The sequence below is a fragment of the Streptomyces sp. NPDC027672 genome, assembly GCF_055566335.1.
This window is the reverse complement of sequence record NZ_JBVHSO010000012.1, coordinates 70904-94749: the sequence shown is the minus strand read 5'-3', so window position 1 is coordinate 94749 and position 23846 is coordinate 70904. Positions and strand designations below refer to the sequence as shown.

Annotated in this window: 18 protein-coding genes and 2 tRNA genes; 3 read left to right on the top strand and 17 right to left on the bottom strand. The window is 74.2% G+C overall.

Going from position 1 to position 23846, the window contains the following annotated elements:
- Positions 1-17: 17 nt before the first annotated feature.
- Entirely contained in the window at positions 18-1460 is a 1443-nt protein-coding gene (locus tag ACZ4SV_RS27040) for an MFS transporter (protein WP_468007121.1), read from the bottom strand.
- A 217-nt stretch (positions 1461-1677) separates the two neighbouring features.
- Here ACZ4SV_RS27040 and ACZ4SV_RS27035 point away from each other — a divergent pair.
- Positions 1678-1775: transfer RNA gene (locus ACZ4SV_RS27035), tRNA-OTHER, on the top strand.
- Between the two features lie 18 nt (positions 1776-1793).
- A tRNA-Cys gene (locus ACZ4SV_RS27030) sits at positions 1794-1868 on the top strand.
- A gap of 69 nt (positions 1869-1937) precedes the next feature.
- Here the strand turns inward: ACZ4SV_RS27030 and ACZ4SV_RS27025 are convergent.
- The 8 genes from ACZ4SV_RS27025 to ACZ4SV_RS26990 form a co-directional block, all read right to left on the bottom strand.
- Positions 1938-3095 carry an SUKH-4 family immunity protein gene (locus ACZ4SV_RS27025; RefSeq protein WP_468007119.1) on the bottom strand — a complete coding sequence of 386 codons (1158 nt, stop codon included), beginning with the start codon at positions 3093-3095 and terminating at the stop codon, positions 1938-1940.
- 166 nt (positions 3096-3261) lie between these two features.
- Positions 3262-3390, bottom strand: coding sequence for a hypothetical protein (locus ACZ4SV_RS27020; RefSeq protein WP_365878674.1), 129 nt, complete (start codon positions 3388-3390; stop codon positions 3262-3264).
- Positions 3387-5696: a xanthine dehydrogenase family protein molybdopterin-binding subunit gene (locus tag ACZ4SV_RS27015; protein WP_397967797.1), complete on the bottom strand. Its 2310-nt coding sequence runs from the start codon at positions 5694-5696 to the stop codon at positions 3387-3389. The genes ACZ4SV_RS27020 and ACZ4SV_RS27015 overlap by 4 nt, the downstream gene beginning before the upstream one ends.
- A complete protein-coding gene (locus ACZ4SV_RS27010) occupies positions 5693-8164 on the bottom strand; it encodes a (2Fe-2S)-binding protein (protein WP_468007116.1) in 2472 nt (823 codons plus the stop codon). The genes ACZ4SV_RS27015 and ACZ4SV_RS27010 overlap by 4 nt, the downstream gene beginning before the upstream one ends.
- Complete coding sequence (locus ACZ4SV_RS27005) at positions 8161-9054, bottom strand: FAD binding domain-containing protein (protein WP_365878668.1); 894 nt, start codon at positions 9052-9054, stop codon at positions 8161-8163. Before ACZ4SV_RS27005 ends, ACZ4SV_RS27010 begins: the two co-directional genes overlap by 4 nt.
- 255 nt (positions 9055-9309) lie before the next feature.
- Positions 9310-10947: a beta-N-acetylhexosaminidase gene (locus ACZ4SV_RS27000; protein ID WP_468007114.1), complete on the bottom strand. Its 1638-nt coding sequence runs from the start codon at positions 10945-10947 to the stop codon at positions 9310-9312.
- A gap of 208 nt (positions 10948-11155) precedes the next feature.
- Positions 11156-11449, bottom strand: a complete 294-nt coding sequence (locus ACZ4SV_RS26995) for a DUF3039 domain-containing protein (protein WP_365878664.1) — start codon at positions 11447-11449, stop codon at positions 11156-11158.
- A 29-nt stretch (positions 11450-11478) separates the two neighbouring features.
- Positions 11479-12051 carry a YqgE/AlgH family protein gene (locus ACZ4SV_RS26990; RefSeq protein WP_365878662.1) on the bottom strand — a complete coding sequence of 191 codons (573 nt, stop codon included), beginning with the start codon at positions 12049-12051 and terminating at the stop codon, positions 11479-11481.
- Between the two features lie 274 nt (positions 12052-12325).
- Here ACZ4SV_RS26990 and murA point away from each other — a divergent pair, with 274 nt between their 5' ends.
- The gene (gene murA / locus ACZ4SV_RS26985; protein WP_365941862.1) at positions 12326-13666 is read left to right on the top strand and encodes a UDP-N-acetylglucosamine 1-carboxyvinyltransferase; all 1341 of its coding nucleotides are present in this window, start codon (positions 12326-12328) and stop codon (positions 13664-13666) included.
- A gap of 189 nt (positions 13667-13855) precedes the next feature.
- On the opposite strand, the gene ACZ4SV_RS26980 is transcribed toward murA, so the two are convergent.
- The 8 genes from ACZ4SV_RS26980 to ACZ4SV_RS26945 form a co-directional block, all read right to left on the bottom strand.
- The gene (locus ACZ4SV_RS26980; RefSeq protein ID WP_023550134.1) at positions 13856-14137 is read right to left on the bottom strand and encodes an HU family DNA-binding protein; all 282 of its coding nucleotides are present in this window, start codon (positions 14135-14137) and stop codon (positions 13856-13858) included.
- A gap of 294 nt (positions 14138-14431) precedes the next feature.
- The gene (locus ACZ4SV_RS26975) at positions 14432-15847 is read right to left on the bottom strand and encodes an NAD-dependent malic enzyme (protein WP_397941240.1); all 1416 of its coding nucleotides are present in this window, start codon (positions 15845-15847) and stop codon (positions 14432-14434) included.
- 386 nt (positions 15848-16233) lie between these two features.
- Positions 16234-18621 (bottom strand): HelD family protein, encoded by a 2388-nt coding sequence (locus ACZ4SV_RS26970; RefSeq protein WP_468007111.1) that lies wholly within the window; start codon positions 18619-18621, stop codon positions 16234-16236.
- A 116-nt stretch (positions 18622-18737) separates the two neighbouring features.
- Positions 18738-19502 carry an anti-sigma factor family protein gene (locus ACZ4SV_RS26965; RefSeq protein ID WP_365871521.1) on the bottom strand — a complete coding sequence of 255 codons (765 nt, stop codon included), beginning with the start codon at positions 19500-19502 and terminating at the stop codon, positions 18738-18740.
- A gap of 62 nt (positions 19503-19564) precedes the next feature.
- On the bottom strand, positions 19565-20149 hold the full coding sequence (locus tag ACZ4SV_RS26960) for a sigma-70 family RNA polymerase sigma factor (protein WP_365871523.1): 585 nt from the start codon (positions 20147-20149) through the stop codon (positions 19565-19567).
- Positions 20150-20380: 231 nt separating this feature from the next.
- Positions 20381-20974 (bottom strand): CGNR zinc finger domain-containing protein, encoded by a 594-nt coding sequence (locus ACZ4SV_RS26955; RefSeq protein ID WP_468007108.1) that lies wholly within the window; start codon positions 20972-20974, stop codon positions 20381-20383.
- Positions 20975-21226: 252 nt separating this feature from the next.
- The gene (locus ACZ4SV_RS26950) at positions 21227-22378 is read right to left on the bottom strand and encodes a uroporphyrinogen-III synthase (RefSeq protein ID WP_365871527.1); all 1152 of its coding nucleotides are present in this window, start codon (positions 22376-22378) and stop codon (positions 21227-21229) included.
- Between the two features lie 85 nt (positions 22379-22463).
- A complete protein-coding gene (locus tag ACZ4SV_RS26945) occupies positions 22464-23837 on the bottom strand; it encodes a nitrate/nitrite transporter (RefSeq protein ID WP_468007106.1) in 1374 nt (457 codons plus the stop codon).
- Positions 23838-23846: the final 9 nt, after the last annotated feature.

Below are 23846 nucleotides of genomic sequence, written 5' to 3'. Positions count from 1 at the left end.
TCCCGGTGACCGGCCTGTCACCCGGCGCGCGAGGGCCGTTCCCGCAGCCGCGTCGTCACCCAGGCGCCCGCCAGCGCCACCACCGCCATCGGCAGGAAGACGGCGGCGAAGGCGGCGGGGTGCCCGCCGCCCGCCGTGGTGGCCGCGGTGCTGCCGCCGCCCAGGGCGGCGAAGGCCGCGCCGGTCCCGGCCAGCAGGACGACGTTGGTCAGGGCGTCGGAGATCTGGAGCGCGGCGGAGTTGGCGCCGGCCTGCGCCGGGGCGGACAGCCGCAGCAGCAGCACGCTGGTGGAGGAGATCACCAGGCCCATCCCGAAGCAGCCGACGCCCCAGGCCACGGCCACCGTCCACACGGGCACGGCGTGGATCAGCACGCTCGGCGCGGTGGTGATCGCGGCGGCGGTCATCACCATGCCGGCGGTCATCAGCCGCTCCCGGTACGGCGCCAGGCGCGGCCGGGACTGCACGTACGAGCCCAGCGCCCAGGTGCCGCCGCCGGCCGCCAGCGAGAACCCGGCGAGCGTCGGCGACAGCCCGCGCTGGGTGACCAGCATCAGCGGCACGAAGGACTCGGCGGAGATGAAGGAACCGGCGGCCAGCCCGCGCAGCAGCACGACGGAGGGCAGCCCGCGGGCCGCCCGGTAGGTGCCGCGCGGGAGCAGGCCGAGCACGGCGGGCACCAGCAGCGCGGCGCCGGCCAGCCCCGGGAGCAGGGAGAGGGGGCGCAGGTCCTGCGCGGCGTACTGGAGGAGCCCGGCGCCCAGGGAGATGCCGAGCGCGAGCCGGATGCGCCGCCGGTCGACGGAGCCGGCGCCGGCCCGCCCGTCCACCGGGCCCGCCGCCCTGCGCCGTATCTGGGGCAGGGCGAGGGCGAGCGGGAACACGACGAGGACCGGGATGCCGACGAACACCCAGCGCCAGCCGAGGTGCTCGGTGACGGCGCCGGAGGCCAGGGGGCCGACGATGGACGGGACGACCCAGCCGGCCGCGAACGCCGCCATGATCGCGGGCCGCAGCCGTTCCGGATAGGCCCGGCCCACGACCACGTACAGCGCGACGATCACCAGGCCGCCGCCCAGGCCCTGCACGGCCCGGCCGAGGATGAACACCCACATGGCCTGCGCGGTGCCGGCGACGACGAGCCCCGCCGCGAAGGCCCCGATGCCGGCCGTCAGGGCGCCGAGCGGGCCCCGGCGGTCGGACCACTGCCCGGCGAGCACCATGCCGAAGAGGCTGGTCGTGAAGTAGCCGGAGAAGGCGAACGCGTACAGCGCCACGCCGTCCAGCTCCCGGGCGGCGACCGGCATCGCCGTGCCCACGGCGGTCGCCTCGAAGGCGATCAGCACGACGACGGACACGATCCCGACACTGAGCGCCCGGTAGGCCCGGCTCAGCACGCCGGACGCCTGCTCGGCGGGGGGATCGAGGACGGCGGGGTCACGGGATTCGAGGGCGCTCATGACCGTCAGGGTAAGGCCCGCAACCGACTTTGACCCCTGTCAGAAGACCGACCCGCGCTCCGCCCATGGTCGTAGATCCCGCGCCGTTTCATGAACGGCGTATGGCAGTCGCATTGCGGCGCCCCGCCGCCCCTTGAGCCCCACCGGCCCGCCCCCGTACGTTCGTCTCACGAACCCGGCGGCGTTCCCATCGCGGCCGAGTACGACAACTCAACACGGCCGTGTGCCCGAGTGGTTCAGGGACTCGCCTGCGCTGCATCCATCAGCGAGCTCCGCTCGCGGGGAGTCACGTGGGTCCGATTCCCCCCACGGCCGAGAACGACAACTCAACACGGCCGTGTGCCCGAGTGGTTTAGGGACTCGCCTGCAAAGCGAGTTACGTGGGTTCGATTCCCGCCACGGCCTCCATACCGGTACGCGGTCGGCCACTGGCGGGTGGTCGGCCGCGATGTCGGCGTTCCGTGCGGGGACGGGTGTTCAGAAGAGGGTGTCCGGGTCGTTGCGGAGCAGGTCCGTCCAGTAGTGCCAGGTGGTGTCCGGCAGGGTGCCGGTGGGGTCCACGCTGTTCAGGGTGTGGATCATCGCGGCGGCCAGGTCCTCGTAGGCCCGGGTCGCCAGCTCGCCGCCCAGGTGGGCGTCGATCGTGCGCTCGTGGTGGAGCAGCCAGAGGGTGAACGCCAGCGTGGAGACGTCGGTGTTCAGGGCGTTGAGCGTCGCGTCCGGGTGGCTGTAGGTCAGCACCGCGCCCGTTCTGCCGTCGACCACCAGGCTGGTCTCCTCGTCCAGCCGGCCCAGGCGGACCAGGTGGTCGCAGTGGGCCGGGAGCAGCGCGGCGGGACGGCCGGGGTGTTCCTCGGCGAAGTACTCCCGCAGCGTCGGGAGCGGGGCGTCCGTGTCGGCGTGGAAGAAGACCGCCGCCTGCGGCAGTCCCGTCTCGCACAGGAAGCGGCGGGTCGGCCCGTGGGTGAGCGTCGCCGGGAAGTCGACCTCCTCGTGCCGGGTCACCCTGCCGTGCCCGAACTCCTGGTCCAGCACGCGCGCGGGGACGTCCAGGGTGAGCCCGGAGGCCGTGCCGGGGCCGGCGACCAACGCGAGCGGGCGGATGAGCGCCGCCACCTTCCAGTACGGCGGGACGGCGCCGTCCGAGCCCTCCTCGAAGAGGGTGAGGAGGCGCCGGGACGCCTCGGTCACCGTCTGGGGGCCGTACCGGCCGGCGAGGGCGGCGAACCGGCCGCGCAGGCCCGCCAGTTCCTCGGTGACCGCGGCGAAGCGCAGCAGGGTGTGCAGGGACGGCGCGAAGGGGCGCGGCTCGGCCGGGTCGAACAGGAAGGCCGTCGTCAGCTCGCCCGTCGCGCCGTCGAGCAGGATCGAGGCGCTCTCCCGGCCGGCCGGGGTGAGGAGTTCGCCGATGACCAGCCGGCCGCGCAGCTCCTCGGCGAGGCGGAAGGGGCCGTCGGCGGCGTCGGCGAGGGTGCGCAGGCCGTGCGTGCGCAGCGGCGAGAAGGTCAGCGCACCGGTACGGGCGGGCAGACCGGGGTCCGCGAGCAGGCCGCGCGTCGGCGCGTGGCTGACGTACCGGTCCAGCTCCGCCTCGGTCAGCGTGATCGCCGCGATTCCGGCGTCGGTCGTGCTCATCGCTCCCCCGCGATCTTCCCCGTGCGTGGCAGGCGCGCGCACCGCTTCGTGCGCGCCCCCGGGCAGGTCCCCCCACCGCTCGGCACACTACGCCGGCCCACTGACAACGCCCCGCACGAGGGAAGACACCCGGCGGGCCCGGCGCACGGTCCCGCCGGCCGGCACCTCAGGTGAGGTAGACGCCGCCCAGCACGACGGCGAGGGCCGCCACCGCGAACACCGCGATCCACAGCAGCAGCCGGCCCGCGCCGGGCGCGGGCTCGTAGCGCGGTCCGCCGGACGGTGGCGGGCTCACCGGTCCGCCACCACCGCCGCCTGCGGGCGGATCGGCAGCCGGTTGACCGGGCGGCCGGTGGCGGCGCGCACCGCGGAGGCGATCGCGGCCGGTGCCGTCACCACCGGGACCGCGCTGACCGACTTGGCGCCGAAGGGCGCCACCACGTCCCGTTCCTCGACCAGTTTCACGATCCGGATGTCCGGGGCGTCCAGCGCGGTCGGCAGGGCGTAGCCGGTGAGGTCGGGGTGGCGGACCAGGCCGCGCGGTGTCCGCAGGTTCTCGGTGAGGGCGATGCCCACGCCCTGGGTGACGCCCGCCTCGATACGGGCGGCGAGCTGGGCCGGGTTGAGGATCCGGCCGACGTCCTGCGCGACCGCCAGCTCCACCACCCGGACCGAGCCCAGCTCCACGTCGACGTCCACCACCGCGCGGATCGCGCAGAACGCGAGGCCCACGAAGGCGTCCCCCTGGCCGGCGGCGTCCAGCGGTTCGGTGGGGTGCGGGCGGCACTGGGCCGTGGCCCACAGCTCCTTGCCCTCCAGTGCCTCCGCGACGGTGGTCGACAGCACCCCGTCGTACGAGGTGATCTTGCCGTCGGCGATCTGGAGCAGCTCCGTCGACATGCCGAACTTGTGCGCGAGCGGCTGGAGGAGCTGGGCGCGGACCATCTTCGCCGCGCGCTCCACCGCGCCGCCCGACACCCAGGTGTGCCGGCCCCGGCAGCCCGCGCCGGCCGGCGGCTGGTCGGTGTCGACGGGCGCGACGTGGACCTCCTCGACGCCCAGGGTCTCCTGGACGATCTGCCGGGCCAGCGTGGTGAAGCCCTGGCCGGTCTCCACGGCGGCGCACAGCACGGTCGCCACGCCGTCGTGGACCTTGACGGTGGCCGTGGACACCTCGTCGGCGCCCTCCGCGCCCAGCATGTGCACCATGCCCAGGCCGTAGCCGACGCCCCGGCGCACCGCGCCCGGTTCGCCTGCGCCCTCGGGGCCGCCGGGCAGCAGCCACTCCTCCTCGGGCAGGTCCACCGGCAGCTCGGGCAGCGGGAAGTCCCGGACGGCCTGGAGGAGTTCGGCGACCGGGGCCGGGCAGGTCACGGTCTGGCCGATCGGCAGGACGTCCCCGGTCGCCAGGACGTTGCGCAGGCGCAGGTCGGCCGGGTCCAGGCCCAGTTTCCGCGCCAGTTTGTCCATCTGCGCCTCGTAGGCGGCACACACCTGCAGGGCGCCCTCGCCGCGTACGTGACCGGAGGGCGGGTTGTTGGTGCGTACGGCCCAGCCCTCGATGAACGCGTTCGGCACCACGTACGGGCCGCAGGCGAAGGAGACGGCGGCGGCCAGGGCGTCGGCGGAGGTGTCGGCGTACGCGCCCGCGTCCAGCAGGATCTGGGCCTCCACCTTGACGAGTCTGCCCTCGGCGTCGGCGTGGTGGCGGTAGCGCAGCAGGGTGGGGTGGCGGTGGGCGTGGCCGAGGAAGGACTCCTCGCGCGTGGCGGTGAGCTTCACCGGGCAGCCGGTGCGGAGCGCGAGCAGGCCGAGCGGGAGCTGGAAGCCCTGGTCCTCGCGGTCCGCCGTGGCGCCGGGCACCCCGGTGACGACGATCTTCACCCGTTCGGGTGGCAGGCCGTAGCAGGCGGCGGCCGTGTTGCGGTCGGTGTGCGGGTCGGTGGAGGCGAGGTACAGCTCCACCCCGCCGTCGGGGCGCGGCACGGCGAGTCCGGCCTCGGCGCCGATCGGGGCCGGGTCCTGGCGGCCGATGCGGTACAGGCCCTCGACCACGACCTCGCCGGCCGCCTCCGGGTCGCCGTGGCGCAGCGGGATGTGCCGGATCAGGTTCCCGTCGGGGTGCAACGGCTGTGCTTCGAAGGCCCGTTCGGGGTCGGTGACCGGGTCGAGCACCTCGTACTCGACGATGACGGCGGCGGCGGCCATCCGCGCGGTGTCCGGGTGGTCGGCGGCGACCGCGGCGATGGGCTCGCCGTGGTGGCGTACGACGTCGGAGGCGAACACCGGCCGGTCGGGCGTGCCGCGGCCGTGCCGGGGCGTGCCGGGCACGTCCTCGTGGGTGATGACGGCCCGGACGCCGGGCATCTCGCGCGCGTGGGTGGTGTCGATGGACACGATGCGCGCGTGCGCGTGCGGGGAGCGCAGCACGGCGGCCCACAGCAGGCCCTCGGCCCACAGGTCGGCGGCGTACGGGAAGGTGCCCTCGGTCTTGGCGCGGGCGTCCGCGTGCGGCAGGGAGGCGCCGAGGCCGTGCGGCGACGGCTCGGTCGCGGAGGCGGGTTCCGCGGCGGTGGTCGCGATGCCGGCTTCGTTGCTCACGCCTGGCCTCCGTCCTGGCCGTAGTGCTGGTCCTGCGCTCCCGGGTGCTCGTCGGGCGGTCCGGGGGGCGTGCCGTACGGGTCGGGGGCGTCGTACGGGCCGGGTGCCTGGTACGGGCCCGGTGCCTCGTACGGCTCCCGTGAGCGCGGGGCGGCGAACGCGCCCGGTGCCTCGAAGGCCGACGGGTGGACGCCGCCGGAGCCGGGGGCCGCCTGGTGCGGGATACGGGCGTCGTCCCCGTCCGCCCCGCCACCGCCGTGGGACGCCTCGCGCTCGGCGACGACCTCCTTGACGGCCTCCAGCACGCCCCGGTAGCCCGAGCAGCGGCACAGGTTGCCGCACAGGGCCTGCCGGGCCTCCAGCTCGCTCGGCGCCGGGTTGCCCTCCAGCAGGTCGTGCACGGTCATCGCCATGCCCGGTACGCAGAAACCGCACTGCACGGCACCGCACCGGGCCAGCGCGCGCTGGACGTCGGAGGGCTGTCCGTCCACGGCCAGGCCCTCGACGGTGCGCACCTCGCTGCCGGCCGTGGTGACCGCCGGGACCAGGCAGGAGGCCACCAGACGGCCGTCGACCTGCACGTTGCAGGCGCCGCACTCGCCCTGCGAGCAGCCGTCCTTGGCGCCGGCCAGGCCCAGCCGTTCGCGCAGCACGTACAGCAGGGACTCGCCGATCCAGGCGTCGGTGACCGGCCGGTCGGCGCCGTTGACGCGCAGCACGTAGGAGGCGAGCGGGTGGTCGTCGTGCGGCGCCAGGGGCGCGGCGGCCGGTTCCCCGCCGTCCTCGGGCACGGCCGCAGCCACGCCCGCGGCTTCGGCTTCGGTCGCGGCTTCGGCTTCGGCTTCTGCTTCCGGGGCCGGTTCGGCGGCCTCGGCGGCAGCCTCAGCTACGGCGGACTCGGCGGACTCGGCGGACTCGTCCGGCTCGGCCGCGGCGGGCTCGGGTGCGGCCGTCGGCGCGGCGGGGGCGTCGGGGTCCTGAGGAGCCTCGGCGGCCGTGGTCGCCGCCGTGGCGGACCCGGACGCGTCGGCCGGACCGCTCGGCCGGTCGTGGCCCGCGGGGGCCTCAGCGGGGCGCTCAGGGGCGTCCGCGAGGGCGTGGACTTCCGCCTCCGGCGCCACACCGGGCCCGGTCTGCGGATGCGCCGGTGCGACCGGTCCGCCGGACGCGGCGGCGACGCCCGGCGCGTCGGCACCGCCCGGCGCGTCGACGGCACCGGCCTCGGCGTGTCCGGCGTGGGCGTGTTCCGACTCGGCGTGCCCGGCGTCCGGGAGACCACCCTCGGCGTGACCACCCTCGGCGTGACCACCCTCGGGGTGACCGGCGTCCGGGAGCACGTCCTCCGGGTGTCCGGTGTCGGCGTGTCCCGTCCCGAAGTACCCGGTGTCCGGGAGACCACCCTCGGCGTGACCACCCTCGGGCTGACCGGCGTCCGGGAGCACGTCCTCCGGGTGACCGGCGTCCGTGGCACCAGCGTCGTCGGCGTGTTCCGCCCCGCCGTGACCGGCGTCCGCGTGACCGCTGCCGGCGTGTCCGGGCTGCGCGTGGGCACCCTCGGCGTGTCCGGGCTCTACGTGACCAGGCTGCCCGTGACCACCCTCGGCGTGTCCCGCCTCCGCGTAACCAGGTTGCGCATGGGCGGCGTCGGCGTGTCCAGGCTCCACATGACCAGGCTGCGCGTGAACACCCTCGGCGTGTCCGGGCTCTACGTGACCAGGCTGCCCGTGAACACCCTCCGCGTGTCCCGCCTCCGCGTCGGCGTTCTCCACGTGACCGGGCTCCGCGTGACCGGGCTGCAGGTGACCGGGCTCCGCGTGGCCCGGCGCCGGGTAGCCGTGCCCGGTGTCCCCCGTGCCGCCCTGGTCGGGTGCCGGGTGTCCGTACCCGGTGGCCGGGGCGTACGCCTGGGGCGCGCCCGCGTCGATGTGGCCGGGGGCGTCCCACGCGTGGCCCGCGCCGTCCGTCGCCCAGGGGGCCGGCGCGCCGCCGGGCAGCGTGGCCGGCGCGCCGCCCCACTGCCCGGCCAGCGCGGACGCGGTGAACTCGCCCGACTCGTCGGGGAGGTGGCCCCCGGCGACGGGGATGGACCACTGCCCGGTGACGTCGTGCCCCGGGGCGGCCGGTGCCGCGGGCTCCTCGTAGGCCCACTGCTGGGTGGCCTCGGGCTGGTAGGTGAACCGGTCGTCCGCGGTGTGCGGCGCGGCCCCGGCGTCCGGTCCTGGCCACTGGCCGCCCGCGTCCGGCACCGGCCAGACCGCGGCGCCTTCGGCGTGCGTGGCCGCGATCCGCGGCGGCACGTAGCCGTGCCCGGGCGCGGCCAGCGGGCTGTCGCCGGACAGCAGCGCGTCGATGCCGCCTTCGGGGAGCTTGACGAAGGCGGTGGCGCCGTCGTCGTAGTCGCCCTGGGGCAGCGGGTCCCAGCGTCCGCCGCCCTGGGGCGTGGCCTCTCCGTGCTGGTCGTCGGTCACGACAGCGCCCTCCCCAGTGCTCGTCGGGCCAGCGCGGCGACGGTGCGCCGCAGGTGCAGTACGGCCGGCGGGAGCGGGGCCGCCGAACCGTCCGGCCCGGGGGCCGGGTCGGGGATGCAGGCCGCGGCGACGTACTCGCCGAAGGCGTGCAGGGCCTCCGGTACGAGGGCGCGGTCGTTGTCCCAGTCGATGAGTCCCGCGATCCACTGCTCGGCCTCCAGCGGCCGCAGCGGCATCGGCGCGATGGCGCCGACGGCGCAGCGCACACCGCGCCGGGCGGGGTCGAGCACGAGGGCCACGGAGGCCAGCGCGCGGCCCGGGCCGGTGCGTCCGGTGGCCTTCAGGAAGACCTGCGGGGCGTGCAGCAGCGGTACGCGCACATAGCCGATGAGTTCGCCGCCGCGCAGCATCTCCACGCCGGCCAGCAGGTGCGACACCGGGATCTCCCGGCGGGCGCCGCCCGGGCCCGCGATGATCAGCGTCGCCTCCAGGGCGGCCAGCACCGGCAGCGCGTCCCCGGTGGGGGCGGCCGAGGCGATGTTGCCGCCCAGGGTGCCGGCGTTGCGGATGTGCGGCGGGCCCGCGGCGCGCGCGGCGGCGGCGAGCGCCGGGATGAGGGCCGCGAAGTCGGGGCGGCCCATGCGCGCGTGCGTGAGGCCGGCGCCGAGCAGCGCGTGGCCGTCCTGGTACTGCCAGCCGCGGATCTCGCTGATCCGGCCGAGTCCCACCAGCGCGGCGGGCCTGAGCTGACCGGAGTTGACGGCGGCCATCAGGTCGGTGCCGCCCGCCACGGGGACGGCGGCGGGCCGGGCGGCCAGGGCCGCGACGGCCTCGTCCAGTGTCGTGGGCAACGTGACGGCCTGCGCCGTCCGCGGTGCGTGCGTGGTCAAACCGGCTGCCCCTTCCCGCTGCCCCACCTGGTCCCGCCTGTGCTGCCGTACGGTACGTGCTGACAGGGCGGACGACGCAACTCTGGCACATCTTCGCGACGCCCGGACGCGGGGGTCCGCTAGGAGGCATTCGCCCGTCTCACCAGGGGGATGGCCCGGTTTCGCACGGCATCACCGGTGCGCGCGGATTGCCACTCTTCGGTGATCCTGGCGGGTTTTACCGTTACGGGTGCGGGGCGGGGCGGCCCCGCGCCGTCACCGGTTCGGGGGCGGCCCGTCGATCGGGCGGCCGGGCACGCCGGGGCGCCGCTGCCAGGGGCGGGGCCCGTCGGCCGGCCGGTAGGCGACGCCGAGGGCGTCGAGCCGCCGGTAGTGGGCGCTCATCCGGCGCGCGAAGCCGGCGTAGTCCCGTTCGGCCGGCGCGGGCAGCGGGCTCCAGGCCACCTCGGCGAAGGCGGCGAGGCGCGGGAAGGCCTGGTAGTCCACCCGCGCGGAGTCCTCCAGCGCCTCGGTCCACACGTTGGCCTGCGTGCCCAGCACCCGGCGGGCCTCCTCGGCGGTGAGCGCGGCCGGCACCGGCTCGAAGCGGTAGACGTCCTCCAGGGTGCGGACGAAGCCGATGGGCACGGGTTCGTCGTCGCCCGGGGCCTGCCGGTGGTCCAGGTAGACGTACTGCTCGGGGCACATGACCACGTCGTGGCCGGCCCGGGCGGCGGCGACGCCGCCCGCGTAGCCGCGCCAGGAGGAGACCGCCGCGCCCGGCGCGAGCCCGCCCTCCAGGATCTCGTCCCAGCCGATGAGGCGGCGCCCGCGCGCGGCGAGCCAGGCGTCGAAGTGGCCGATGAACCAGGACTGGAGCTGGTCCTCGTCGGTGAGCCCGAGGTCGGCGATGCGGGTCTTGGCGGTGACGGACTCGGTCCACTGCTCCTTGCGGCACTCGTCGCCGCCGACGTGCACGAACGCGGAGAACTCGGCGGCGCCGGCCGGGAACAGCTCCAGCACTTCCTCGAACACGCCTTCGTAGAAGCGCAGGGTGGTGTCGGTGGGGGCCAGCACGTTGGCGGAGATGCCCCAGGTGTCCCAGACGGACAGGGCGGCGGTGTCGACGACGTCGGTGTTGCCGAGTTCCGGGTACGCGGCGATGGCGGCCTGCGAGTGGCCCGGCACGTCGATCTCGGGGACGACGCTGATGTGCCGCTCGGCGGCGTAGGCGACGATCTCCCGGATGTCGTCCTGGGTGTAGTACCCGCCGTGCGGTTTCTCGTCCCACAGCGGTGAGGCGCGGTGGCCGAATTTCGTCCGGGTACGCCAGGAGGCGATCTCGGTCAGTTTCGGATACCGCTTGATCTCGACGCGCCAGCCCTGATCGTCCGTCAGATGCAAATGCAGGACGTTGAGTTTGTGCGCGGCCATCAGGTCCAGATAGCGCAGCACGCCTTCCTTGGGCATGAAGTGCCGGGCGACGTCCAGGAGGAGACCGCGCCAGCGGAACCGCGGGGCGTCCTCGACGGCCGTGGCGGGCACGGCGGGGGCGGCGTCCGGCCGTACGGGGGCGCGCCGGAAGGCGTCGGGGCCGAGGAGCTGGCGCAGGGTCTGGGCGCCCCAGAACACGCCGGCGGGCCCGCCGCCGCGGATCTCCACGCCGCTTCCCGCGCAGGCGTCGAGCCGGTACGCCTCCGGCTCCAGGGTGTCGTCCAGGACCAGCCGTACGCCGTCGCGGGCGTCCCGCGGCCCGGGGCGCAGCGGCAGGCCCAGGGCCGCGCCGAGCGTGGCGCGCAGCCAGCGTTCGGCGCGCTCGGTGCCGGGGGCGGCCCACAGGGTGGTGTCCGGCCCGAGGGGCACGTCAGTTCCCGCCGGTTCCCGCACGGCGCGCGGCGCCGGAATCAGTTCCACGTCATCAGCCCCTCACCCCGCAAGCGCGTTGCACCCTTTGCAACGCGCATTGCTTGACACACAACGGAGATACGCACCCCGAAGGCTAGGCACTGCGCACGGCGCCCACAAGAGGTCTGGACCAGTCGACGGCCGGAAAACACGGAGATCCCCGGGACGCGCCACTGCCGCGCACCCCGGGGATCTCGCCGTCCGGCCGGACGGGGACCTACTTGCCGTCGCCCTTGCCGTCGCCGCCCTTGCCGTCGCCGCCGCTGCCCATGGACTCGTAGATCTCCTTGCACATGGGGCACACGGGGTACTTCTTCGGGTCGCGGCCCGGCACCCAGACCTTGCCGCACAGCGCCACGACGGGGGTGCCGTCGAGGGCGCTCGCCATGATCTTGTCCTTCTGGACGTAGTGGGCGAAGCGCTCGTGGTCGCCGTCGCCGTGGGACACCTGCGGCGTCGGTTCGACGAGGGTCCCCGTACCAGTCCCGCGCTCGGGCTCGAGAGTGCTCATATCAGCAAGAGTACTGAAGCGTCCCGGCATCAGTTGAGCGAAGGGTCGTCCGGATAGGTGGCCACCATGGCCAGCTCGTTGCGCTGGCGGCGCAGCACCTCGCGCCACAGCCGCTCGGGGGCCGGCGAGGACACGTCCCCCGGTTCGGACTCGACCACGTACCAGGCGCCTTCGACCAGCTCGTCCTCGAGCTGGCCCGGGCCCCAGCCGGCGTATCCGGCGAAGATCCGCAGGCTGCCCACGGCCGAGGCGAGCAGTTCCGGCGGGGCCTCCAGGTCCACCAGGCCGATCGCCCCGTACACCCGCCGCCAGCCGAGCGGGGCCCGGTCGGCGTCCGCGCCGCCCGGGATGACCGCCACGCCCAGCGCCGAGTCCAGCGACACCGGTCCGCCCTGGAAGACCACGCCCGGCTCGCCGGCGAGGTCGGCCCAGCCCTCCAGGATGTCGCCGACGTCCACCGGGGTGGGGCGGTTGAGGACGACACCGAGGGAGCCCTCCTCGTCGTGGTCGAGGAGGAGCACCACCGCGCGGTCGAAGTTCGGGTCCGCCAGAGCGGGAGTGGCCACGAGCAGCCGCCCTGTGAGCGAGGACACCTCGGTCATGCCAGACATGATCCCGCATCTTCCCCGGGTGTGGGGACCCAATCGGGGCAACGGGGGTGAAGCGGGGCGGGGCGGGGCGGCGCCACCGGCGCACGCCCGGCCCGCGGTGACCCGACGTGCCCGGCGGCGAACAATTCGTGTTGTGACACAGCTATGACGGGCCGGCCGGGACTTGGGCTTACGGGAGGGGGGTAATCGGCGATTACGCTGTCTTCCCGGCCCCCGCGCACAATGATCGGCCGGCCCCTGCCCAACTCATCGGAACGCGAGATTCATGACCGTCAACGACGATGTCCTGCTTGTCCACGGCGGAACCCCGCTGGAGGGCGAGATCCGTGTCCGCGGTGCGAAGAACCTCGTGCCGAAGGCCATGGTCGCCGCCCTGCTCGGCGGCGAGCCGAGCCGACTGCGCAATGTTCCGGACATCCGTGACGTGCGGGTCGTCCGCGGCCTGCTCCAGCTGCACGGGGTGACGGTCCGTCCGGGCGAGGAGCCCGGCGAACTGGTGCTGGACCCGACGCACGTCGAGAGCGCCAACGTGGCCGACATCGACGCCCACGCGGGTTCCAGCCGTATCCCGATCCTCTTCTGCGGTCCGCTGCTGCACCGTCTCGGCCACGCGTTCATCCCGGGCCTGGGCGGCTGTGACATCGGCGGCCGGCCCATCGACTTCCACTTCGACGTGCTGCGGCAGTTCGGCGCGGTCATCGAGAAGCGGGCCGACGGGCAGTACCTGGAGGCGCCGCAGCGGCTGCGCGGCACGAAGATCCGGCTGCCGTACCCGTCCGTCGGCGCGACCGAGCAGGTGCTGCTGACGGCCGTACTCGCCGAAGGCGTGACCGAGTTGTCCAACGCGGCCGTCGAGCCGGAGATCGAGGACCTCATCTGCGTGCTGCAGAAGATGGGCGCGATCATCGCGATGGACACCGACCGCACGATCCGCATCACCGGTGTGGACAAGCTGGGCGGCTACAACCACCGCGCCCTGCCCGACCGCCTGGAGGCCGCCTCCTGGGCGTCGGCGGCGCTGGCGACCAACGGCGACATCTACGTCCGCGGCGCCCAGCAGCGCTCGATGATGACGTTCCTGAACACCTACCGCAAGGTGGGCGGCGCCTTCACGATCGACGACGAGGGCATCCGGTTCTGGCACCCGGGCGGGCAGCTCAAGTCCATCGCCCTGGAGACGGACGTGCACCCCGGTTTCCAGACCGACTGGCAGCAGCCGCTGGTGGTGGCGCTGACCCAGGCCACGGGCCTGTCCATCATCCACGAGACGGTGTACGAGTCCCGGCTCGGCTTCACCTCCGCGCTGAACCAGATGGGCGCGCACATCCAGCTCTACCGCGAGTGCCTGGGCGGCTCCGCCTGCCGCTTCGGCGCGCGCAACTTCCTGCACTCCGCGGTCGTCTCCGGGCCCACCCGGCTCCAGGGCGCCGATCTGGTCATCCCCGACCTGCGCGGCGGCTTCTCGTACCTGATCGCGGCCCTGGCCGCCGAGGGCACGTCCCGGGTGCACGGCATCGACCTGATCAACCGCGGCTACGAGAACTTCATGGAGAAGCTGGTGGAGCTGGGCGCGAAGGTCGAGCTGCCCGGCAAGGCGCTCGGTTAGCGGTCACGAACGGCAAAGGGCGGCCCCCCTCGCGAGAGGGGGGCCGCCCTTTTGGCGTCTCCGGCCGGGCACGCCCCGAAGGGGCGCGGGGCCGTGTCGAACTGGCGGCTCCGCCGCGGGGCGCGACCGGCCGCGAGGGACCGGCAGTCGACCACGGCGCCGAAGCGGGCCGGCGCTCGAAGCGGGGCCTTACTTGCCCTTGGCGGCTTCCTTGAGCTTGCTGCCCGCGGTGACCTTCACGCTGTAACCGGCCGGGATGTTGATGGGCTCGCCGGTCTGCGGGTTGCGCGCGGTGCGCGCGGCACGGTGGGTGCGCTCGAAGGTCAGGAAGCCAGGGATGGTGACCTTCTCGTCGCCCTTGGCGACGATCTCGCCGACGGTCTCGGCGAACGCGGCCAGCACGGCGTCGGCGTCCTTGCGGGTCACCTCGGCGCGGTCGGCCAGCGCGGCCACCAGCTCACTGCGGTTCATGTTGTTACTCCCGTGTTTTTCTTGCCGTTGGGGTGTGCCACGCGGCGGAAGCCGCCCGAGGCACTGCGATGCCGATGCGCTCGCGCCCAGGGAGGCATCCTGCCCCTACCTGCGGCGGGAAAGCCAATCCGGCACCCGCAGCAGTCGTGAGAACACCCTGGGGAGTCACACGAAAAGCGCCCGCTCGGCCGTCACCCTAGAGGGCACCGGGCACCGCGTGGTTCCACGACGCGCCGGTGCGGGGGGCCGCAGTGGTCATGCTCACAGCCCCCCGCACCGCGCAGCGCGCCGCGTTCAGACCGTCGCGCCGGCCGCCTTGGCCGCCTCGCGGACCGCTCCGGCCACCGCGCCCGCGACCTTGTCGTTGAAGACGCTGGGGACGATGTAGTTCGGGTTCAGCTCGTCCTCGCTCACCACGTCGGCGAGGGCTTTCGCGGCGGCGAGCATCATCTCGGTGTTGACCGTGCGGGACTGGGCGTCCAGCAGGCCGCGGAAGACACCCGGGAAGACCAGCACGTTGTTGATCTGGTTCGGGAAGTCGGAGCGGCCGGTGGCCACGACGGCCGCCGTCTGCCGGGCGATGGCCGGGTCCACCTCGGGGTCCGGGTTCGCGAGCGCGAAGACGATGGCGTCGTCGGCCATGGCGGCCACGTCGGCGCCGTCCAGGACGTTCGGGGCGGAGACGCCGATGAAGACGTCGGCGCCGCGCACGGCCTCCTTCAGGGTGCCGGTCAGGCCCTCGTGGTTGGTGTTGTCGGCGATCCAGCGCAGCGGCGAGTCGGCCGGGGCGTCCACCAGGTCCGCGCGGCCCGCGTGGACGACACCGTGGATGTCGGCGACGACCGCGCTCTTCACGCCGGCCGCGAGCAGCAGCTTGAGGATGGCCGTGCCGGCCGCGCCGGCGCCGGACATGACGACCCGGATGTTCTCGATCGCCTTGTCCGTCACGCGCAGGGCGTTGGTGAGGGCGGCGAGGACCACGATGGCGGTGCCGTGCTGGTCGTCGTGGAAGACGGGGATGTCGAGGGCCTCGCGCAGCCGGGCCTCGATCTCGAAGCAGCGCGGCGCGGAGATGTCCTCCAGGTTGATGCCGGCGAAGCCCGGGGCGATGGCCTTGACGATCTCCACGATGGCGTCGGTGTCCTGGGTGTCCAGGCACAGCGGCCAGGCGTCGATGCCGGCGAACCGCTTGAAGAGGGCCGCCTTGCCCTCCATGACGGGCAGCGCGGCCTTGGGGCCGATGTTGCCCAGGCCGAGCACGGCGGAACCGTCCGTCACGACCGCAACGGAGTTGCGCTTGATGGTGAGGCGGCGGGCGTCCTCGGGGTTCTCGGCAATGGCCATGCAGACCCGGGCCACGCCGGGCGTGTAGATCATCGACAGGTCGTCACGGTTGCGGATGGGGTGCTTGGACGCCATCTCGATCTTGCCGCCGAGGTGCATCAGGAACGTACGGTCGGAGACCTTGCCCAGGGTGACGCCCTCGATGCCGCGGAGCTGCTCGACGATCTCCTCGGCGTGGGCCGTGGAGCTGGCCGCGATGGTGACGTCGATCCGGAGCTTCTCGTGGCCGGACGCGGTGACGTCGAGGCCGGTCACCGAGCCTCCGGAGGACTCCACGGCGGTGGTGAGCTGCGATACGGCGGTTCCGCTCGCGGGCACCTCCAGCCGGATCGTCATCGAGTAGGAGACGCTGGGCGCCGTTGCCATGGCCGACTTCCTCTGCTTTCACCGTGTCGCGGGTTGTGCCGTCCGATCGTCGCACCTACCGCCCAGTACGTGGTAGCCGCCCCGGGTTGCGGACGTTGTGTTCACGCGAGGTTCGCTGCGGGTGCGCGGTTTCGGAAAACGACTTCCACCATACGAGAAACGGTCGGGCGAGGAAAGAGGCCGCCGGGGCAAAGAAAGAGGCCCACGTCACATCCGTGACGTGGGCCTCCCACGTAGGTGACACCGACCCGCCATGCTCGCCTCGCGGCAAGTGGTCGCTCGTAGCGACGAAGGTTGGGCCCGGGGGCTTGGATCGGGCCGGTGTCACGTCAAGGCTAACAAACGGATCCCGGAAGCCATTCCCCCTGCGCCGCCTTCCTCGGAAATCAGTCCCGGAGCAGGTCCGGCACGCCCGCCGCGTCCGGCTGGTCCCGCTCCCCGGAGACCACCGTGAGCTGCTGCGTCGCCCGGGTCAGCGCCACGTACAGCACGCGCAGGCCGGCCGGCGACTCGTCGGCGATCTCCGCGGGCGAGACGACCACCGTCGCGTCGTACTCCAGTCCCTTGGCCTCCAGGCTGCCGAGGGCCACCACCCGGTCGCCGAGCCCGGCCAGCCAGCGCCGGGCCTCCTCGCGCCGGTTCATCGCCACGACCACGCCGACCGTGCCGTCCACCAGGTCCAGCAGCCGCCCGGCCTCCGCGCGCACGGTCTGCTCCAGCGCCTGTCCGGCGACGGTGAACCGGGGTTCGACCCCGGTCGAGCGCACGGCGGACGGGGCCTCGGCGCCGGGCATGGCGAGCGCCAGCACCCGTGCGGCCAGCTCGGCGATCTCGGCCGGGTTGCGGTAGTTCACGGTGAGCTGGAAGCGGCGCCGGGGCCGGGTGCCGAGCGCCTCGTCCCGGGCCTCGGCCGCCTCGTCCGGATCGGACCAGGAGGACTGCGCCGGGTCGCCGACGACCGTCCAGGTGGCGTGCCGGCCCCGGCGGCCGACCATGCGCCACTGCATCGGCGTGAGGTCCTGCGCCTCGTCCACGATGACGTGCGCGTACTCGGTGCGCTCCTGCGCCAGCCGCTCGGCCCGCTCACGCTGGGTCTCCTCGCGCACCGGCATCAGCTCCTCCAGCCCGGTGAGCTGGTCCAGCGGGTCCAGCTCGCGCTTGCGGCGGGGCCGGGCGGGTGCGCCGAGGACCGCGTGGAGTTCGTCGAGCAGGGCGATGTCGTGCACGGAGAAGCCGTCGCGTCTGAGCGAGCGGGCGACCTTGCGGACCTCGCCCGGGTTCAGGATGCGCCGGGCCCAGCGGCCGAGCCGCTTGTCGTCGGCCATGGCGGTGAGCACCGACTTCGGGGTCAGCTCGGGCCACCAGGCGTCGAGGAAGGCGGTGAAGGAGTCCTCGCCCGCGACGTCCTCGTCGAAGGACGACCGCAGCTCGGCGGCCAGCTCCGGGTCGGTGTGCCGGGTCTGGGAGCCGGACTTGGCCCACAGGGCGTCCAGCAGCAGCCTGCGGGCGCGCGGGCGGAGCAGGTTGACCGGCGCGGTGCCGCCGAGGGCGGTGCGGCGGATGCGTTCCAGCTCGTCGGCCTCCAGTTCGAGCCGGCGCCCGAAGGCGACGACCCGGAGACGCGCGGGCGGCCCGCCGGCCGGCCGGCGCGCGCCGTCCCCGGTGTCCGCGGTGTCCGCGGTGTCAGCGGTCTCCGCGCTGTCCGCCGGTGCGGCCGGGCCCAGCTCCAGGGCGCCCCGGGCGGCCTTCCGCAGCACCTTCAGCATCCGGTACGAGCCCTTGGCGCGGGCCACGGCCGGGGAGTCGTACAAGGTGGCCTCGACGCCGTCGACCAGCGAGCCGATCGCGCGGATGGCGACCTGGCCCTCCTCGCCCAGCGAGGGCAGCACGCCCTCGGTGTAGGCGACGAGCAGCGGCGTCGGCGAGACGATCAGGATGCCGCCCGCGTAGCGCCTGCGGTCCTGGTAGAGCAGGTAGGCGGCGCGGTGCAGGGCGACGGCGGTCTTGCCGGTGCCCGGACCGCCCTCCACCTGGGTGACGGAGGCGGCGGGCGCCCGGATGACGAGGTCCTGCTCGGCCTGGATGGAGGAGACGATGTCCCGCATGGTGTGGCCGCGGGCCTGGCCGAGCGCGGCCATCAGGGCGCCATCGCCGATGACGGGCAGTTCCCGGCCGTCCAGGAAGGCCGTCAGCTCGGGCCGCATCAGGTCGTCCTCGACGCCGAGCACCCGGCGTCCCTTGGAGCGGATGACCCGGCGCCGCACCACCCGGCCCGGCTCCACGGGCGTGGCCCGGTAGAAGGGCGCGGCGGCCGGCGCCCGCCAGTCGATGACCAGCGGGGAGTAGTCCTGGTCGAGGACGCCGATCCGGCCGATGTGCAGGGTCTCGGCGATGTCGGCGGTGTCGTCGTCGCGTACGGCGCCCTCCGCCGGCTCGACCGCCGTGTAGGCCCCGTCGGGCCCCTTCTTGCCGTCCTTGCCGGGCAGCAGGTCGATGCGTCCGAAGAGGAAGTCCTCGAACTCGTTGTTCAGCCGGTTCAGATGGACACCGGCCCGGAAGACCTGCGCGTCCCGCTCGGCGAGCGCGCCCGGGGTGCCGACCTGGCCGCGCTGGGCCGCGTCCTGCATGAGGAACTCGGCCTCGTGGATCTTCTCCTCCAGCCGCCGGTACACCCGGTCCAGGTGTTCCTGTTCGACGCTGATCTCTCGGTCGCGCACGGAATCGTGCGCCTCGTGTACCGAGCCGACCGCGGACTGCTGAACCTGAGCGGCCACCGGGCCCCCTTCTGACGTGCTGGGCAGCCGTCAACCGTACGCGAAGGGGACCCGTCGGGGCTACGGGGCGGCGGCTCGCCGGGGGCGCGGCGCGCGGCCCCGGCGGACGGCGCCCGCTACGCGCCCACCTGCACCAGCTTCTTCCCCTCGAACGTCACGACCTCGAAGTGGTCGATCTCGTTCGGCTGGAAGGCCGCCGCACCGCCGATGTAGAGCGGCTTCTTGGCCTCCTCGGTCCGCGCGCCCGGGACGCCGTAGCCCCAGTCGGGCACGGACCACGAGGACATGGTCACGCGCTGCCCGTTCTTGGCGACGAGCACCAGGGAGCACTTCAGCGGGCCCTTGACGTTCTTCAGCTCCAGCACCGCCTGGGTGCCCCAGTCCTTGCCCGCCAGGGCGACGGTCGCGCTCACCCGGGTCGCCGCGTCCGTGGCGGACTTCTTGTCGGACATGGTGCGGAAGGCCGCCTGGGCGGGCGTGGCGGTGACCTGCCCGCCGTCCCCACCGCCGTCGACCGCGAGGGCGGCCAGCGGGCCCCCGATGATCAGCGCGGCCGCCGCCGCGACCAGGTAGAAGCCGCGGCGGCGCTTGCGGGCGCGCTGCTCGGCGACCTCGTCGACCAGGTTCTCCGCCAGCCGGGGGCTCGGCCGGGCGGACAGCGACTCGCCGATCGGGGGCGTGCCGCCGGAGCCGGGCAGGTCGGCGAGCGCGGCCAGCATCGGTTCCATGCCGGCCAGTTCGTCCAGTTGCCGGGCGCACCACTCGCAGCCGGCGAGGTGCGCCTCGAAAGCGGTCGCCTCGGCGTCGTCGAGGATGCCGAGGGCGTACGCGCCGACGGTCTCGTGCTCGCTCGGCACCGGAGATCCCTGGCTGGGGCTCATGGGCCCAGACATACCCGGACCTCCCGGTCCGAATCCCTGCATTCCCCCGTACCCCTCGCTCATCACGCCGTCACCCCCCGCTCCTCCAGTGCCAGCTTCATCGACCGCAGGGCGTAGAACACCCGGGAGCGGACCGTCCCGCTCGGGATGCCCAGCGTCTCGGCCGCCTCATTGACGGTACGCCCCTTGAAGTACGTCTCGACGAGAACCTCCCGGTGGGCCGGGGTCAGGTCGTCGAGCGCGTCCGACAGCGTCATCAGCCACAGCGCCTTGTCGATCTCGTCCTCCGCGGGGATGACCTCCAGCGGCGACGGATCGACCTCCTGCGGCCGGGCCTGCCGGCTGCGGTGGCCGTCGATGACGATGCGGCGCGCGACCGTCACCAGCCAGGGGCGTACCGATCCGGTCGCCCGGTTGAGCTGACCGGCGTTCTTCCAGGCACGGATGAGCGTTTCCTGTACGACGTCCTCGGCGCGCTGGCGGTCACCGGCGACCAGCCGCAGGACGTACGCGAGCAGAGGTCCGGCGTGCTCTCGGTACAGCGCGCGCATCAGCTCCTCGTCAGGCTCCGGAGACTGTGAGGACATGCGATGTCGGGCCCTCGTTCCACGTTCTTTGGCCACGGCCGCATCCTTGCGCACGCCCACCTCCGGTGTCCGGGGGTTCCCCCAGTCGGTCGCTCGCCCACCGGTACGGGCCCGGGCGGCCCGGTGTTCAAACCGGAGGGGCGGATTTCCCGAGGCCGGGGTGACGAGCGGGACATGCGCGCACATTCCCACCGCACGATCTTCACTTTCCCGGCACGGCACCGAGCGGGCCGCGCGCTACCCGCGTAGCGGGCGGCCGGCCGCGCTGTAGCGGACATCACGTCGCGGGTGTCAGCTCCGCGCGAGCGCGGCCCGCCGCCGGTGCCGGGCGACGCGCTCCCGGTTGCCGCACCCCTCGCTGGAGCACCAGCGCCGGCGCCGCCCGCGGGAGGCGTCCAGGTACACGAGCGGGCAGTCGTCCGCCGCGCAGCGCCGTACGGCGGCCCGGGCGACGGGATCGGTGAGCAGGTCCACGGCGTCCCGGGCGACGACGGCGAGCAGCGCGGCGCAGCCGGGCGGCCCGGCCAGCTCCCGCACCGGCCGCCCGTCCGGACCGGGTACGGCGACGGGCGCGGGGGTCGGGCACCGGGCGGCCTCGTTGACCCGTCCGAGTGCGGGCCCGTACGCCGGTGACGGCGCGGCCAGCATGCCCCGCACCACGTGCCCGACGCTCTCGCGCAGGTCCTGGAAGGCGGCCGGCCACGATCCGTCGGCGTGTCCGAGGGGCGTACCGTCCGGCACCAGTCCGGCGTCCGCGATCCACGCGCGCAACGCGCCCACACCGCCGAGGCGTTCGTCCGGGTGCAGGGTGGCGAGCAGGTCCAGACAGACCCGTCCGGCGTCGAACCGCGGCGCGTGCGCGGGCGGGGCGCTTCCCGGTGCCATGTGCCAGTCACCGCCTAGGCGAGAGCCGCGCGGCAGCGTGCGGGGCGCCGCGCGGACGGCATGCGGGGCCCGGTCCGCCCCGCCCCTCCACAGTGCCCGCCCGCGGCACCCGCCGGAACCCCCCGTACCGGCCGCGGTCGTCCCGGACCCGGACCCGCGCCGGCCGCCGTGGCCCCGCCCGGGCGCGCGGGAGCGGGCCGCGGTGCCGGGACGCGGGCGCGGGCGCGGGCGCGGGCGCGGGCGCGGGCCGGCTCAGGAGTCCGCGTACTTCGCGTCCGCCGCCGGGTCCAGGGCCAGCCGGTAGCCGCGCTTGACCACCGTCTGGATCAGTTTCGGCGCGCCGAGCGCCGTACGGAGGCGGGCCATCGCCGTCTCCACGGCGTGCTCGTCCCGGCCCGCGCCGGGCAGCGCCCGCAGCAGGTCCGCGCGGGGCACCACCCAGCCGGGCCGGCGGGCCAGGGCGCGCAGCAGGGACATGCCGGCCGGCGGGACCGGCTTGAGGTCGCCGTCGACCAGGACCGCGTGGCCGCGGATCTCCACCCGGTGCCCGGCGACGGGCAAGGTCCGCGCCCGGCCCGGGAGTTCCTGGCACAGGAGCTGGACCAGGGGGCCCAGCCGGAAGCGTTCCGGCTGCACGGTGTCCACGCCGTGGGCCTGGAGCGGGACCGCGGTGACCGGGCCGACACAGGCCGGCAGGACGTCGTGGGCGAGGGCGGAGACCAGCTCGTCCAGCAGGCCCCGGTCCTGCGCCCGGGCCAGGAGGGAGGCGGCGGCGGGCGCACTGGTGAAGGTGAGCGCGTCCAGGCCGCGGGTGACGGCCGCGTCCAGCAGGCGGTCCAGCGGGCCGATGTCCTCGGGCGGCATCCAGCGGTAGACCGGCACCGGGAGCACCTCCGCCCCGGCCGCCCGCAGCGACTCCACGAAGCCGGGCAGCGGCTCGCCGTGCAGCTGGACGGCGACCCGGTCGCCGTCGACGCCCTCCTCCAGCAGCCGGTCGAGCACCTCGGCCAGCGACTCCGAGGCCGGCGACCACTCCTCGGTGAGGCCCGCCGCGCGGATCGCGCCCTTGACCTTGGGCCCGCGCGCCAGCAGCCGTGCCCCGCGCAGCCGGCTCACCAGCTCTTCGCCCAGGCCCCAGCCGTCGGCGGCCTCGACCCAGCCCCGGAAGCCGATCGCCGTGGTGGCCACGACGACGTCGGGCACCTGGTCGATGATCTCCTTCGTTGCGGCGAGCAGTTCGCCGTCGTCGGCGAGCGGCACGATCCGCAGCGCGGGCGCGTGCAGGACGGTGGCACCGCGTCGCTGGAGCAGGGCGCTCAGCTCCTCGGCGCGGCGCGCGGCGGTGACGCCCACGGTGAACCCGGCGAGGGGGCCGTGCTCGGGTTGCTGGTCTTCGTCGTACATGGCTCTCCTAGCTGGCCGGCACGCCGCCCGAGCCTGTCAACACGGCGTGACAGGCTCGGTACGGATCGATGTCGCCGGTGTTACGTCACACCTCTGCATAACCGAGCCGGGCCGTCGTCTCCGAAGCCGGCGCCGTGGCCTGAACCCGCCCCGGGGAGCGGCGAAGGTATACGGCCCAGGTGACCGCGAAGCACAGGCCGTAGTAGGCGAGGAAGGCGACGAACGCGCCGGTGCCGGAGCCGTAGGCGAGGAACGACTGGCGGAACGCCAGGTTGATGCCGACTCCGCCGAGCGCGCCGACCGCGCCGATCAGGCCCATGGCCGCACCGGACAGCCGCCGGCCGTGGGCCACGGCCGCCTCGCCCTCCAGCCCCCGGGCCAGTGCCTTGGCCTGGAAGATGCCGGGGATCATCTTGAACGTCGATCCGTTGCCGAGGCCGCTGAGCACGAACAGGACGACGAACACGGACACGAACAGCGGCAGCGACTTCTGCATGCCGGCGACGATGAGTACGGCGGTGGCTGCGGCCATGCCGACATAGTTCCACAGGGTGATGCGGGCACCGCCGTAGCGGTCGGCGAGACGGCCGCCCAGCGGACGGATGAGGGAGCCGAGCAGCGGGCCGATGAAGGTGAGGTAGGCCGCCTGGAGCGGGGTCCGGCCGAACTGGTTCGTGAGCACCTGGCCGAAGGCGAAGCTGTAGCCGATGAACGAGCCGAAGGTGCCGATGTAGAGCACGGCCATGATCCAGGTGTGGGCGTCCCGGACGGCGTCCTTGGCGGCGCCGGTGTCGTTGCGCACCGAGGCGAGGTTGTCCATGCGCAGCCCGGCGAGCACGGCGGCCACGACGATCAGCGGGATGTAGATCCCGAGCAGCACGCGCGGGCCGCCGCCGGCGCCGATGATGGCGAGCGAGACGAGCTGGATGACGGGCACGCCGATGTTGCCGCCGCCGGCGTTGAGCCCGAGCGCCCAGCCCTTCTTCCGCAGCGGGAAGAAGGCGTTGATGTTGGTCATGGAGGAGGCGAAGTTGCCGCCGCCGATGCCGGCCAGCAGGCCCACGAGGAGGAAGGTCGTGAAGGACGTCCCCGGCTCCATCACGGCGAACGCGGCGACGGTCGGGACGAGCAGCAGACTCGCCGAGATGATCGTCCAGTTGCGGCCGCCGAAGACCGCCACGGCGAAGGTGTACGGCACCCGGACCACCGCGCCGACCAGCGTGACCGCCGAGGTCAGCAGGAACTTGTCGGCCGGGGTCAGCCCGTACTCGGGTCCCATGAACAGCACCAGCACGGACCACAGGGTCCACACGGAGAAGCCGATGTGCTCGGAGAGCACGGAGAACCACAGGTTCCGGCGCGCGGTCCGCTCCCCGGTCGCGCTCCAGAACGCCTCGTCCTCCGGATCCCAGTGCTCGATCCAGCGGCCACTGCGACGGGTTGGGGCTGGGGCTGTCATCACGCCTCC

What these genes read in the sequence shown, in the direction of transcription:
- murA (WP_365941862.1), top strand. Translation starts at nt 12,326, where the DNA reads ATGACCGTCAACGACGATGTCCTGCTTGTCCACGGCGGAACCCCGCTG.
- ACZ4SV_RS26995 (WP_365878664.1), bottom strand. Translation starts at nt 11,449, where the DNA reads ATGAGCACTCTCGAGCCCGAGCGCGGGACTGGTACGGGGACCCTCGTC.
- ACZ4SV_RS26965 (WP_365871521.1), bottom strand. Translation starts at nt 19,502, where the DNA reads ATGAGCCCCAGCCAGGGATCTCCGGTGCCGAGCGAGCACGAGACCGTC.
- ACZ4SV_RS26950 (WP_365871527.1), bottom strand. Translation starts at nt 22,378, where the DNA reads ATGTACGACGAAGACCAGCAACCCGAGCACGGCCCCCTCGCCGGGTTC.
- ACZ4SV_RS26975 (WP_397941240.1), bottom strand. Translation starts at nt 15,847, where the DNA reads ATGGCAACGGCGCCCAGCGTCTCCTACTCGATGACGATCCGGCTGGAG.
- ACZ4SV_RS27040 (WP_468007121.1), bottom strand. Translation starts at nt 1,460, where the DNA reads ATGAGCGCCCTCGAATCCCGTGACCCCGCCGTCCTCGATCCCCCCGCC.
- ACZ4SV_RS26955 (WP_468007108.1), bottom strand. Translation starts at nt 20,974, where the DNA reads ATGGCACCGGGAAGCGCCCCGCCCGCGCACGCGCCGCGGTTCGACGCC.
- ACZ4SV_RS26990 (WP_365878662.1), bottom strand. Translation starts at nt 12,051, where the DNA reads ATGACCGAGGTGTCCTCGCTCACAGGGCGGCTGCTCGTGGCCACTCCC.
- ACZ4SV_RS26945 (WP_468007106.1), bottom strand. Translation starts at nt 23,837, where the DNA reads ATGACAGCCCCAGCCCCAACCCGTCGCAGTGGCCGCTGGATCGAGCAC.
- ACZ4SV_RS26980 (WP_023550134.1), bottom strand. Translation starts at nt 14,137, where the DNA reads ATGAACCGCAGTGAGCTGGTGGCCGCGCTGGCCGACCGCGCCGAGGTG.
- ACZ4SV_RS27025 (WP_468007119.1), bottom strand. Translation starts at nt 3,095, where the DNA reads ATGAGCACGACCGACGCCGGAATCGCGGCGATCACGCTGACCGAGGCG.